Origin of the sequence: Flavipsychrobacter sp. (assembly GCA_041392855.1) — a bacterium.
GTDB lineage: Bacteria > Bacteroidota > Bacteroidia > Chitinophagales > Chitinophagaceae > UBA5543.
This window is the reverse complement of the sequence record JAWKLD010000001.1, coordinates 953875-967921: the sequence shown is the minus strand read 5'-3', so window position 1 is coordinate 967921 and position 14047 is coordinate 953875. Positions and strand designations below refer to the sequence as shown.

At 38.3% G+C, this 14047-nt stretch carries 12 protein-coding genes; 10 read left to right on the top strand and 2 right to left on the bottom strand.

All coding sequences use genetic code 11. From position 1 onward, the window contains the following. Nucleotides 1-19: 19 nt before the first annotated feature. The 3 genes from R2800_04640 to R2800_04630 are packed head-to-tail and all read left to right on the top strand — an operon-like array spanning nucleotide 20 to nucleotide 3097. Nucleotides 20-1039 (top strand): tryptophan 2,3-dioxygenase family protein, encoded by a 1020-nt coding sequence (locus R2800_04640; GenBank protein ID MEZ5016317.1) that lies wholly within the window; start codon nucleotides 20-22, stop codon nucleotides 1037-1039. Nucleotides 1040-1050: 11 nt separating this feature from the next. Further along, nucleotides 1051-1797 (top strand): ABC transporter ATP-binding protein, encoded by a 747-nt coding sequence (locus R2800_04635; GenBank protein MEZ5016316.1) that lies wholly within the window; start codon nucleotides 1051-1053, stop codon nucleotides 1795-1797. A gap of 1 nt (nucleotide 1798) precedes the next feature. Then, on the top strand, nucleotides 1799-3097 hold the full coding sequence (locus tag R2800_04630) for an ABC transporter permease (protein ID MEZ5016315.1): 1299 nt from the start codon (nucleotides 1799-1801) through the stop codon (nucleotides 3095-3097). Between the two features lie 17 nt (nucleotides 3098-3114). On the opposite strand, the gene R2800_04625 is transcribed toward R2800_04630, so the two are convergent. Together R2800_04625 and R2800_04620 are read right to left on the bottom strand one after the other, a co-directional pair. Beyond that, on the bottom strand, nucleotides 3115-6942 hold the full coding sequence (locus tag R2800_04625; protein MEZ5016314.1) for a 1-acyl-sn-glycerol-3-phosphate acyltransferase: 3828 nt from the start codon (nucleotides 6940-6942) through the stop codon (nucleotides 3115-3117). A gap of 32 nt (nucleotides 6943-6974) precedes the next feature. Then, nucleotides 6975-8165, bottom strand: coding sequence for a DUF1343 domain-containing protein (locus tag R2800_04620; protein MEZ5016313.1), 1191 nt, complete (start codon nucleotides 8163-8165; stop codon nucleotides 6975-6977). Nucleotides 8166-8265: 100 nt separating this feature from the next. Between R2800_04620 and R2800_04615 the strand changes: the two genes are divergently transcribed. The 7 genes from R2800_04615 (at nucleotide 8266) to R2800_04585 (ending at nucleotide 14046) form a co-directional block, all read left to right on the top strand. After that, nucleotides 8266-8694, top strand: coding sequence for a peptidylprolyl isomerase (locus R2800_04615; GenBank protein ID MEZ5016312.1), 429 nt, complete (start codon nucleotides 8266-8268; stop codon nucleotides 8692-8694). Nucleotides 8695-8800: 106 nt separating this feature from the next. After that, complete coding sequence (locus R2800_04610) at nucleotides 8801-9265, top strand: hypothetical protein (GenBank protein ID MEZ5016311.1); 465 nt, start codon at nucleotides 8801-8803, stop codon at nucleotides 9263-9265. After that, complete coding sequence (locus R2800_04605) at nucleotides 9157-9483, top strand: MotA/TolQ/ExbB proton channel family protein (GenBank protein MEZ5016310.1); 327 nt, start codon at nucleotides 9157-9159, stop codon at nucleotides 9481-9483. The genes R2800_04610 and R2800_04605 overlap by 109 nt, the downstream gene beginning before the upstream one ends. Before the next feature lie 11 nt (nucleotides 9484-9494). Next, on the top strand, nucleotides 9495-9893 hold the full coding sequence (locus R2800_04600) for a biopolymer transporter ExbD (GenBank protein ID MEZ5016309.1): 399 nt from the start codon (nucleotides 9495-9497) through the stop codon (nucleotides 9891-9893). A 56-nt stretch (nucleotides 9894-9949) separates the two neighbouring features. Beyond that, complete coding sequence (gene recG, locus R2800_04595; protein MEZ5016308.1) at nucleotides 9950-12052, top strand: ATP-dependent DNA helicase RecG; 2103 nt, start codon at nucleotides 9950-9952, stop codon at nucleotides 12050-12052. Nucleotides 12053-12193: 141 nt separating this feature from the next. After that, nucleotides 12194-12760, top strand: a complete 567-nt coding sequence (locus R2800_04590; protein MEZ5016307.1) for a hypothetical protein — start codon at nucleotides 12194-12196, stop codon at nucleotides 12758-12760. A gap of 80 nt (nucleotides 12761-12840) precedes the next feature. After that, the gene (locus tag R2800_04585) at nucleotides 12841-14046 is read left to right on the top strand and encodes an acyltransferase (protein MEZ5016306.1); all 1206 of its coding nucleotides are present in this window, start codon (nucleotides 12841-12843) and stop codon (nucleotides 14044-14046) included. The last annotated feature ends 1 nt before the right edge of the window (nucleotide 14047 follow it).

The window sequence follows — 14047 nt, the reverse complement described above, 5'->3', positions numbered from 1 at the left end:
GATTAATTAATTTAACCGCATGGAAAAGAAACAACGTCCACCTGTTTACTATAGCGAGTACCTACAACTAGATAAAATACTAAATGCACAGCTTCCTGAAAGTGATAAGGAAGGTATAAAAGCAGATGATGAAATGATGTTTATCATCATACATCAGACTTATGAATTATGGTTCAAACAGATATTACATGAACTAGGTGTTATTCGTAACATTTTCAAACAAGAAAGCATCCCGAATAACTCCCCTGATATATATAATACCATACATAGAGTTAAACGCATCTGTTCAATACTGGATATAGCAGTAGAGCAAATGACTGTTATGGAAACCATGACACCACTCGACTTCTTAGACTTTAGAGATCTACTACGTCCTGCGTCAGGCTTTCAAAGCATACAATTTAAAATAATCGAAGCCACTTTGGGCCTCAATTATAAGAGCCGTCATGGACAGAATTATTATATCTCTCAACTGAACGAGGCAGATATAAAAAGAGTGAAAGACGCAGAGGCTCAAGAATCATTGCTAGTACTTATTAACAGATGGCTAGAGCGAATGCCTTTTGTTAAAGACAATATGTGGCCTGAAAACTCTTTTTGGCAACAATACAGAGCACTATATGCTGACAGCTTACAAGAAGTAGAAAAAGGCAACCTAACAACATTTGATATGTTGTTTATGAATGATAAGGAATATCCGGAGGACAGAAGGTTTAGTGCAGAAGCTAATAGAAGTGCTCTTTTCATTATGCTTTATAGAGACTACCCGCTACTCCATTTACCTTTCGAACTGGTAAGCAGCCTTCTTGAAATAGATGAAAAGCTATCTATGTGGCGTCACCGCCATATACATATGGTACAACGCACTATTGGAAAACGTGTAGGCACTGGTGGCAGTTCGGGTTCTGATTATTTGAGAGCGGCGGCTGATAGTCATATTATCTATAAGGAGCTTGCAGAATTAACCTCTTTCCTGGTACCACGCAATATGCTGCCTGATCTACCCGCTGGTGTAATTGATGGTTTAAGTTATAAATAAGCCATAGTTGCATGTCGTTGGCAATAGAAATAGAATCTTTAAAAAAGGAATATAAAGGAGCCTTTGCACCTGCATTAGACGGGCTTAGCTTTTCTGTACAAGAAAACCAGATAGTTGGGCTGCTAGGTCCTAATGGTGCGGGAAAATCTACCAGCATCAATATTCTATGCGGTCTACTACATGCGGACTCTGGCACAGCTCGTATACTTGGTAAAGACTGTGGTACAGATACTCAATACATAAGACAGCAAATAGGTATTGTACCTCAACAGATAGCTTTATTCCCTAATCTATCAGCTTGGGAAAATTTTAGATACATTGGTAAGCTCTATGGACTAGATAAGAATACGATTAACCAAAGAGCCCAACTATTACTAGAGAGATTAGACATGGACAAACATGCTAACAAACGTGTTGTTCGCTATAGTGGTGGCATGAAACGAAGAGTAAATGTAATAGCCTCCCTACTTCACCAACCGCAGCTGGTTATCCTTGACGAGCCAACCGCAGGAGTGGATGTACAATCTCGTGCCATGATACTTAACTTTTTAAAAGAGTATAAAGAACAAGGCAATACGATATTATATACCTCTCACCATTTAGAAGAAGCTGAGAAAATATGTGAAGATGTTGTCATAATAGACCAAGGAAAAAATATCGTAAGTGGCTCCCCTGCCGACTTAATTCAACAAACACCAAACTGCAATAGACTTGAAGATGTGTTCTTGCACTACACAGGACACTCAGTAAGAGATTAATATGAAAAAGGTATTAGCAACTATATTAAAAGAGTGGATATTAACCCGACGTGATGTCGCTGGTTTTATGCTCTTGTTTTTAATGCCTGCGGTATTAATTGTTGTGATGGCAATGGTACAAGATGCCCCATTTAAAGACTACCAGGAGTTGAAATTTGAATTGCTACTAGTAGACAATGATGGTGGTAGCCTTGCAAAGGAAATAAAAAAGGGACTGAAAGAAAGTAAGAACTTCAAAGTAATTGACAGTGTAGACGGTGCTCCGTTATCCAAAGAACGATTTACCCAGCTGTTACAAGACGGAGAATACAAGGTTGGTATTGTTATCCCTAAAGGAGCAACAGCCGAGGTGGTTAATGCAGCTAATATTGTAGCCAATAGCATATCAAGCAAGCTGGGGTTAATGTCATTACCAACAAGAGATTCAAGAGACAGCTCTTATGTACGGATGTATTTTGACCCAGTTACCAAGCCTACTTTCAGACTATCTATTAGCAACGCACTGGATAAGTTTGTCACCTATTCGTGTAGCAATATGCTGGTACAACGTCTATCCAAACTAGGCAAAGCTGAAGATATAGAGCAAACTGTTACTGATGATTTCAAAAAGGTATTCTCAGGTATTGGTATCAGAGAAGAGATGCTGTACGAAAGCAAAGAAGAAAGTAAATACATCAACTCTGTACAGCACAATGTGCCTGCATGGGCTATATTCGGTATGTTCTTTATTGTAATACCGATAGCAGGACATTCTATTAGAGAACGCGAAGAAGGCAGTGCTTTGAGAGTAGGGTTAATACCATTTGCATTACGCTATGTAGCTTTAGGTAAGATATTGTTCTATACCCTTATTTGTACGCTACAGTTCATCTTTATGTTTAGCCTTGGTATATGGTTATTACCATTACTAGGTCTACCTACATTATATCTTGGTATTAATGCTTGGGTACTATTACCAGTAGCTATAGCTATTGCCTTTGCCGCTACTTCTTACGGGCACTTTATTGGAGCTGTATTCAAAACTACTAACCAATCTATGCCTTTTGGTGCTATATCTATTGTTATACTATCAGCTATAGGCGGTATTTGGGTACCAGTAGACCTACTACCTGAATCCATTCAAACATTAGCACTCATCTCCCCTCTTCGCTGGGGTTTAGATGCTGTAAATGCTATTATACTTCGTAATGGTGATTTTACAGATGTGCTACTGCATCTAATGATCCTATTCAGTTTCAGCATAGTCTTATGGCTTATTAGCATCTATAAACATAAGACCAGACCTACTTCTGTTCAGTAACGAAGAATCACTTATTCTTATTTCTTTAGAACGAATATCAAATTGGCGGTGAATTGGCTATTATCCAGTATCTCCAATTGCAGGTTATGCTTTTGGGCAAAGTCTTCGATCATTGCCTGACTTAAGAAATGCAGATTGTTTTGAGTCTTGTTGAACTTGAAGATCTTTGTAGAGAACACCTCTGTCAGCTTTGTTCCTTTTATACGCTCCTTCAATTCTGATACACCATCTCTAATTATCAGTTGTCCGCCATCATTAAGTACTGCCAAGCAATTTCCTAAAACAGCTGTCTGTTGCTCAGGCAGTAGATAATGCAACACATCTGATATGATAATACCATCGCAAGGCTCTAGGTTGAATTGCGTAATATCACCTTGCTTAAAGTTGACAGCATCATTACGTAAATAATTACCCTGAGCTACTTCTATTTTTTGATCGTCATAGTCAACACCTACAAACTGTCTCTCAGGTGCTGCCCAATGCAACATATAAGTCATAAAACCATAACCACACCCTAAGTCATAAAACTTACCTGTTCGAGGTAGTAATTCATGAAACTGCTCATAGTTTTTTTCTAGAGAGATTTTCACCCTACAATACCATTCTAACACAGGTCCCTTATAAGTATAGCTCCTTATAAGACGCTCCCTGAAATAACTAGGCGTCTCTACCTTTTCTCTGATATCGGACATCTCGGACCGCATCCATCTACCTATGTATTTAGCACGCTCGCTATAGGTAGCACCAAACCTTGTATCATCAGGTGTTATCCTATCATATATATACGTAGCGCATAAGCTATCTTTCAATAAAAAGTCTCCCTTTTGCATCGTATTATGCACACCATGTAGCACAACTGGTACTATATCCAACTGTAATTTCTCTGCTATGAAAAAAGCACCTTTTTTGAACCTTTTTATCTTATCGTCATAGCTACGAGTACCCTCAGGGAATACTAAAACAGAGTAGCCTCTATCCGTTAAATCTTTTAATGGCTCTAAGCTATCTTCTGCCCCTTCTGCTACAGGATAGTACTCTCCCATTCTCACCACAGCACCAAATACAGGAGAACGCCACACCCATTTATTGGTAAGCAATACTATACGCGGGTGCATGCTGGTAGTAATCAGTATATCAAGAAACGAAGTATGATTAGCAATGAAAACAGCCGGTTTTTGAAAGTCTTCTTTGCCAATATTATAAGTACGCTTGGTCACATTGGCCATTATATGCATCATGCTCCAAGTAAGCTTACTAATACAAATATGGAATATATACTTACCTCTTTCTTTACCAAAAGGCCATAACTTGGTAAAGACCACCCCTAACACAGTAAGCAATAAAGACCCTGTAAAGAAATAAGTGAATGCAAATACCGATTTAGCAAAACTCCAAAGCGTGAAGGGTTGAAACTTCTTGTTAGCCCTATTCTGTATAAAGAAGTTGAATAAGAATGGCTGCAATGTCTGTGATATAAACAATACACATACTAAGCCAGTAACGGAAATAAGAGCAATAGACCTTAAAGCAGGATGCTTGGCTAGTAAAAGTACACCTAAACCAATAATGACCGTTGTTACAGATATATATACAGCGGCTCTAACTGATTGAAGTTTCTGCTCCCCTGTTTTATACCGCTCTATCAGCCCATCCATAGTAAAGATGGTGTAATCATCCCCCAAACCAAATATGAGTGAAGAGATAACAATATTGACGATATTAAACTTAAGACCAAGTAAAGACATTAATCCTAATATCCATACCCAAGAAATTGCCATTGGCAGAAAGGCTATTATAGCCAGCTCAAAACGACCGTAGCCAATAAGTAAGGCAAAAAACACAATAAGGGAAGAATAGATAGCAATATTGGTAAAATCACTATTGAGTATTTCTACCAATTGAGAAGCTCCTTGTTGCCTATCTGCAATGATCACTTCTTCATTATCACCTAATGCTTCAAATAGTTTTGAACGGTACTCCTTCGGCACTTTCAATGTTGCTAATGCATGAACACCAGCTTCATTAGTTGAGAACCCTCCCGGGAATAGAGACTTAATTACAGCCTCATCCTTTTCTTGTAGTGGTTGATAGTCGGTATTCAAACGTTGATAAAAACCTGAAAATGCGGTAGCAGAAAAGCCTACTTCTTTTGCGGCAGGTTCTATAGCAGCTCTGATATTATTGACCCTTTCCTCGCTCCAATAATCCTTCCATCTAGCAATTCGTTTTTGCTGCGTGGCTTTTGAAGGCAATAAAGAGACTGGATTGGAAATATCCTTTATCCACCCTTTCTCATAAAATTCGTTTAGATACCCACTTGCTGTTTCTAGCTTTTGTAATGCTTGCTCCTCTTCTTCTGCATTAGCAATAACGAAAACTGAACTCAATGCCTGAGGGTTAATTTTACTGATCTCATCTTCTGCCTTTTTTAGTTTTGGAGAGAGATAGTTCAAATTCATCATATTGCTATCAAACTGCACATCCCCACTGTAGTAGAGCATCACAGGAGTAAACACAACAATGAATAATATCAACCATTTATTCTTTTCAGGCTGCCACTGTGCTAGTTTATCAAAGACTGTAGGCTTGATCACCTTATTACTTACACCTATAGGCAAATGAGGCATAAATATTAATGTGCATATAGCAGCACCTGCCAAGCTAGCGGCTGCAAACAAGCCCAGATCTTGAAGTATAGGTGTGTCTACCAGTTGCAAAGCCAAAAATGCAGCTATGGTTGTAAAGCTGCCTATGGTTAGTGGCTGTGCTAACTCTTTGACCGTAGAGCGAATATCATTTGCCTGCTTGGCATGAGACAAGAAGTGTATTGAAAAATCAATGGCAATACCCATTATTATGGCACCTGCCCCAAGTGCTATGATAGAGATATGCCCTTGTATCAGATAAACAATACCCAAACCCATGACTGCACCATACAATACTGGTACTAACAGTAATAACGGTATACGTTTTCTACGGAAATAGTAATAAGTAAGTAGGAGCAGCAATACAATGGTAAGCGATAAGGTCACTATAGTATCCGTACGCATTTGTGTAGCATTGCCTGCTGCTACTGCAGGACCACCATAGTATATAATATCAATATTGGGGTTAGAGGTGTTCCAATTGTTTATATAATCATCTATCCCCTCAAACAGTTTACTATTCGCACCTGTCTCCGATGCTTTATGAGTAGGCTTTAGAAAGAATGTGAGTTTCCTCTGATTTTCATAAAAGATATAGCCATCGTAATTTTCATAGTCAGCACCCGACCGTAAAGCCCCTAGCTTTTTCCATACAATATTGGATATGCCAATGGGATCCTTAGCTACGAGTCTTTTATAAAAAACACTTGCAGGTGATAGTAGTATTTTCCTGTTGCTCTCTAAGGTCTCTTTTATTTTACCTGGCAAAGCAAGGCTATCGATCTTTAGATAATCTTCTTCTGTTAAAAACAAAGGAAGGTTCTCCCCAACAATATCTACAAGCGTTTCTTCATAGCCATCACCGGGCTGCAAACGAATGGTATCTATAAGCGCTCCGTTAACTTCTTGTAAGCCGTTTGTAAATTCATTAGCTGCTACTATGAGCTCATCAGGGTCAACTACAGTACTGTCTTTAAAAGACATCAGGAAAATAACCTGCTCCCCTGCATCTGTTTTGCTGACCACATCATTCATGGCTTTTATAGCCTTGCTATTGGGCAGCATCTTAGAAATATCCTCATCTAGCTTTAGCTGCAAAGCAAAGTAGCCCCATATCGCAAAAGAGGATAAGAACAATACCCAAAAAAGAGGTCTTCTCTTCTTTAGAAAATCATAAAGAGGGGTAAAGAATATTTGCATTCGTATCAGTAATCAGTAGCTAAAATAGAATGCTATTGAGCAAAATCTGAATATAACAGGTACTTTTTTCTTATTTCCTTAAAAGCATCTATATCCTTTTGCCAGCTGGCCTTAATATCAGTTTCTGGAACGCCGTCCATTATTTGCTTTCTTAATGCTGAATTACCTACGAGTTTCTCAAAAAAGCTATTAAAGAATTTATCCTTTTCGGGATACCAATTATAGGCATTGATCAACCAAGTTAGTCTTAGGCTATTTCTGATCATTACATTGGCCTCTTGCTCGTTGAGTGCTATCACCTGCCCATAGCAACGCTCCCCTGCTAGCTTGGGCTGCGGACCTTTAAAAGGGATATTGGGCATAAAGCTATAGTTCGTTTTCCCTTTGTAGGCAGGGTGTCCAAACTGCTGAAAGGGCATATCCGTACCTCTACCTACGCTTGCTACAGTCCCTTCAAAGAAGCATAGTGATGGGTAGCAGTAAATAGCCGCCATATTTCTAAGGTTAGGAGACGGGCTAACTGGCAACTCGTATTTTTTACTATGGTCGTAGTTAGCACAAGGTATCACAGCTAACTTTAGTTGCTCTGCTCCATCAAACCATTTTTCTCCAACCAGCATTTTAGCATACTCTCCTGCTGTCATAGCATATACTACAGGTATAGATTGCATACCTACAAAAGAGCGATATTTCTCTTCTAGTACCGGCCCATCTATATAGTGTCCATTAGGATTGGGGCGGTCAAGAATAATAAACTCCACATTATATTTAGCGCAGGCCTCCATCGCATATTGCAAACTAGAGATATAGGTATAAAAGCGGGTGCCTACATCTTGCAGATCATATATTAATACGTCAACATCTTTCAAGTCCTGCTCCTTAGGCTTTTTAGACTTTCCGTATAATGAGATAATAGGTGTTTTTGTTTTGCTATCAATAGTATTATCCACTTTTTCACCAGCCTCTGCCTGCCCTCTAAAACCATGCTCAGGAACAAACACCTTAACAACGTTAATTTTTTGGCTTAATAAGGTATCTAACAATGAAGTACCATCAACTTCAGAAGTTTGGTTGATGAGTAATGCTACTTTTTTATTGGCCAACAAAGGCAAGTATTCTTCAAACCTATCAGCGCCTGTTTGTATTTCCTGACTACAAGCAGTTAAGTTTAAACAGGTTGTAGAAAAAATAAACACTCCTATAAACAGCCAAAATCTCATCATTCTATTTTAAATATTTGTATGCAAAGATACTGCCAATTTATTATTCGAATAGAAAGACGTACCTTGCAGCCATTATCTGATTTAATTAAATAATATAATCATGACACAAGTTAAAAGCGGTGATACTGTTAAGGTACATTATCATGGTAAACTAACAGATGGAACTACTTTTGATACTTCAGAAGGTAGAGATCCTTTAGAGTTTAAAGTAGGTGAAGGTCAAGTTATTAAAGGCTTTGATGATGCATTGACAGACATGAAAGTTGGTGATAAGAAGACAGTAGAAATACCTGTAGACCAAGCTTATGGTCAAAGAAATGACAACATGGTAATGGAATATCCTAAGAGCGATTTCCCTGCTGACATGACTCCAGAAGTTGGTTTACAACTACATATGAGTGATAATTCAGGCAATACTTTCCCTGTTGTTATTACAGAAGTAAAAGAAGAAGCGGTTGTATTAGATGCTAACCACCCGTTAGCTGGTAAAGACCTTATCTTCGATATCGAACTAGTAGCTATAGGTTAAGAATTTCTTAATATATGTAACGCCGAAGCATTTTGCTTCGGCGTTTTTATTTTTAACAAACACTACTGCGAGTAATTATTATTTTTGTTTGAAGCAATACTAACTCATGTCTTTACTTACAATTTTACTACAACTAGATACTGTAGCGCAAATGACACCTGCTGAAATAGAAGCAGAACCTGAGTCATTATCATTACTGTCTTTACTTATAGAAGGTGGCGTTTTAATGATCCCCCTTCTAGCCTGCTCCATTCTGATGGTATACGTATTCATTGAGCGTTTAATGGTGATCAGAAAAGCAAAGGTCATTGACGTTAACTTCATGGCGCGTATTCGCGAACATGTAACTGACGGTAATCTTAAAGGTGCTATAGCACTAGCCAAAAGCACTAATTCTCCTGTAGCAAGAATGATAGAAAAAGGATTGAGCCGTATTGGCAAGCCTATCGATCATATCGAAAAATCGATGGAGAACACAGGCAAACTAGAGATATACAAGCTCGAGAAGAATTTATCTATACTGCAGGTATTGCACCAATGTTTGGTTTCCTTGGTACTATCGCGGGTATGATATTGCTATTCTTCAGCATACAGCATCAAGGCTTTTCTATTGAAAATATGGCTGGCGGTATCTATACTAAGATGGTTACCTCTGCAGTAGGTTTGATCATAGGATTGATATCCTACGTGGCTTATAACTACCTGAATGCTCAAATAAACAAAAACGTGAACCGTATGGAAACATCGGCAGTAGAGTTCTTAGACATTTTACACGAACCTACTCACTAAAGCTACGGTATATGAACTTGAAGAGCACCTTAAGAAATAAAAACGAGGTACATACCTCTGCACTGAATGATATCTTATTCATTCTGCTATTCTTCTTTTTGATCATATCTACACTGGCTAATCCTAATGTAGTGAAGGTGATGACCCCAAAAGCAGCTACAGACACAAAGGCCAAACAAACCGTGGTTGTAACTGTAGATTCACTACAACGCTACTATGTAGGTACAAAGCTAGTATCAGCTGATTCGCTTCAATCGGCCATTGCTAAGGAAGCCCTTAGTACTGACGATGCAGAACCAACGGTGGTTATCAACGGAGATCAAAAAGCAGACTGGAATAGTATAATGGAAGTAATGAAAGCAGCAAAAGCTTCTAACCTGAAAGTTGTAGCGGCAATTGACAATCAATAGTATAGGCTTTCTTTTTCCTAGTTCTTATTCCTTATTTTTAGGAAAAGTATACTGATATATCTAGCAATAATTCCATATTATCATCTCCTATTGAATATTTAAAAGGTGTAGGTCCTCAACGTGGCGATATGCTACGTAAAGAGTTAGACATACATACTTTTGGAGATCTACTGCATCACTACCCTTATCGATATATTGACCGTTCTCAAATAACACCTATTGGTAGTATAACACACGAGAGTGACTATGTACAACTAATAGGTACATTAGTCAATATTAGTGAAGAAGGTGTAGGCCGAAAAAAAAGGCTTACTGCTACGCTCTACGACAAAACAGGAAAGATCGAATTACTTTGGTTTCAAGGGGCACAATGGCTAAAGAAATCATTAGAAGAGAATGCCCACTATGTGGTTTATGGGAAAATATCGTTTTTCAATGGTATAGCTAACATTAGCCACCCTGATATAGATCCACTAAAAACAGAGCATAAAGTTGCTCAAATGCAGCCTGTATACCCTACTACCGAAAAGCTAAAGGCTAAAGGTTTGAGCAATCGTTCCTTTGCTAAAGTAACTCACCATCTCTTTGAAAAGATAGGACAATCGGACATACCTGAAATACTACCGTCGGAGCTCATTACCAAGTTTAAACTGCCTAGCAGATACCACTCTATAAAGTGGATACACTACCCTACAACTGCAGAGCAAGCACAGGCTGCCAGATATCGACTAAAGTGGGAAGAACTATTTGCCTCTCAACTAAAGATAGCACAGCTAAAACTACACCATAGCATACAAGCAGGTTGGAAGTTTGAGACTGTAGGAGATAATTTTAACGGATTTTATAAAGAGCATTTACCCTTTGAACTAACAGGTGCGCAAAAAAGAGTACTAAAAGAAATACGTTACGATACTGCTACCGGAAAACAGATGAACCGACTGGTACAAGGAGATGTAGGTAGTGGAAAAACCATTGTTGCGGTAATGGCCATGCTCTTGGCATTAGACAATGGCTTTCAGGCTTGCCTTATGGCACCTACCGAAATATTGGCGCAGCAACATTACCAGAGCGTAAAAGAGTTGCTAGAGCCTATGCAAATACCTGTGGCTATATTAACTGGTACTATAAAAGGGAAAGAACGCAAAGAGATATTAAAAGGACTGGAAACGGGTGACATACCTGTAGTAATAGGCACACATGCCCTGATAGAGAAAACAGTGAAGTTCAAAAACCTTGGGCTAGCGGTAATAGATGAGCAACATCGTTTTGGCGTTGGGCAGCGTGCACGATTATGGGAAAAGAACGAACGTGCACCACATGTATTGGTGATGACTGCCACCCCTATTCCTCGTACTTTAGCCATGACACTATATGGCGACCTTGATGTATCTGTAATAGATGAGCTGCCACCAGGCAGACAAGAAATAAAAACAGTTCAAAGAAATGAAATGGCTCGTGCAAACGTCATGAGCTTTTTGAAAAAGGAAATCGACAATGGTCGACAAGCTTATATCGTTTATCCGCTAATAGAAGAATCCGAGAAACTGGATTATGAAAGTCTGGAGGAAGGCTTTAAACAAGTAAAGACATTCTTCCCCGACCATAAGTACAAGATAAGTATGGTACATGGCCGTCAAGATGCCGACGAACGTGCTAGAAACATGCAACGCTTTGCCGATGGGCATGCTGATATACTTGTAGCCACAACCGTAATTGAAGTTGGCGTGAACGTCCCCAATGCTACGGTAATGCTGATAGAAAGTGCCGAAAGGTTTGGTTTGTCTCAACTGCATCAATTAAGAGGTAGGGTTGGCCGTGGAGGCGAACAATCCTACTGTATTTTACTTAACGGTAGTAATATCTCTAAAGAAAGTGCCAAGCGTATGGAAATAATGGTACGTACTGCCAATGGTTTTGTAATAGCAGAAGAAGACTTAGCCATGCGAGGACCAGGTGATCTATATGGCACTCAGCAAAGTGGTGTATTAAAGTTTAAACTGGCGGACATAGTAGCTGATGCAGGCATACTAGAGCAAACCAGAATTGCTGCCCAACATGTACTGGCAGAAGACCCGAACCTTACCCTACCTAAGCATATGGGTATTAGAAATATACTTATGAAAGAAGCTACTCACTCACAATGGAGCAAGATAAGCTAAGAAAAAAATAAGCCTCTGTAAAACAGAGACTTAAATTGTATTGTAGTAAAGACAACCTTTCAGAAGTCCACTACAATCTCGAGGTTTGGCACCGCTGCAAAGGTACAGCATATTATCATATCTTCAATACCTGTTATGAATATGCTTCCTAATTTTCGGCTAAATGAATCAACGCCAATTTCAAACGCTTTTATCCAAAAAGGCATTTACGACTATATAACTGCAGTACAATATATTAAGGAACTACCCTATGGCAGAAATAGGGATAAAAGCAATTTAATCAATGTTTTAGGAGATAATCGTGGTACTTGCAGTACAAAACACGCACTACTAAGTCAACTAGCAATTGAGCATGAAAGAACTGATATATCACTAATGATGGGGATATTCAAAATGGATAAAATATATGCACCCAATATTGGAGCGATATTAAAACAATACGGACTGGATTATATACCAGAAGCACATAATTATCTTTTGTTCAATGATCAACGAATTGATTGTACGACCAAAACATCTCAGGCAATCGATTTTGAAGATAAACTCATAGAAGAAATACAAATCGAACCGTATCAGATAACAGATTATAAGGTCAACTATCATAAAGCATTCCTCAAAAAATGGCTAGAAGAAAACAGTCATATCAACTTGTCTAACCAAGAATTATGGTCCGTAAGAGAGGATTGTATAAAAGCCCTCTCATTGTAAACGTATAGTTAACGAGATATTAGATTGATACTAATATTAAATTCTGCCTTATATTTGTTACAAAATAAAAAACACACACAATGGCACGTAATAGTGTATACTTCCCCAATCTCAATGGAGTGAGGTTCATAGCGGCTTTAGCTGTTATAATCCACCACATTGAACTTACCAAATATTGGTTTGGCCAACCCAACATATATACAACATCTTTTGTAGGTGGTGTCTTCGGGCAACTTGGTATTATCTTATTCTTTGTGCTAAGTGGTTTTTTAATCACTTATTTGCTGCTGGAAGAGAATAAACAAAAGCAACATATCTCCATCAAACAGTTTTATATAAGGCGTATGCTACGCATATGGCCACTTTATTACCTAATAGTAGTACTAGGCCTCTTTATATTGCCTAAAATTCATTTTTTCGATATTCCTAATATTACCACCCATGTAAAAGAGCATTTTGCCACTAAAAGTGCAATGTTTCTATCCTTTTTCCCTAATGTGGCCTATGCCATGTATGAACCTGTACCCTATTCTGAGCAAGCATGGTCGGTAGGTGTTGAAGAACAGTTCTATTTATTATGGCCTGTATTAATTGCTTTGGTGATCAAGAGGTTCAGAACTATGCGCATGCTTTTAAGCACAATAGGAATATACCTATTCATAAAAATAGCTGTAGTATTCGCTTACAGCCTTCATCCTGAAAACTTGGCAATAGATAGGCTATATCAATTCTGGACTCATTTTTCTATAGACTGCATGGCTATAGGAGGTATTGGTGCTTATATACTCTTCTATGAGAAGGAAAAGATATTGAAACTCCTATTTAACAAGTATCTCCAAATAGTTCCATACATAGCTTTAGTATATATAACCGTTAGAGGTATTGCTGTTCCTATATTTAATAGTGAATTCTATGCAGTAATATTTATCGTTTTGATACTGAACCTTGCAGCCAATAAGAAGACACTTTTAAGACTCAACTATAAGCCTCTTGACTATTTAGGCAGGATATCTTTTGGGTTGTATATGTTTCATAATATTATTCTAGTAATGGTTTTAAGGCTAATGCTTTCCATCAACAAAAACATCTATAACTCCCTGGAAGGCAATATTGTATATTATATTCTAAGTATTCTGTTCACAATTATTATAGCCGGCTTATCCTACCGTTTCTTTGAAAAGCCATTTATCAAAGCAAAAGTGAAATATTCCTCAGTTATAAGCGGTGAAAATGCTGTAGATAGTAACGAAAACACAGACGTAGCAGCTATTGATACAAAGTCGTAGG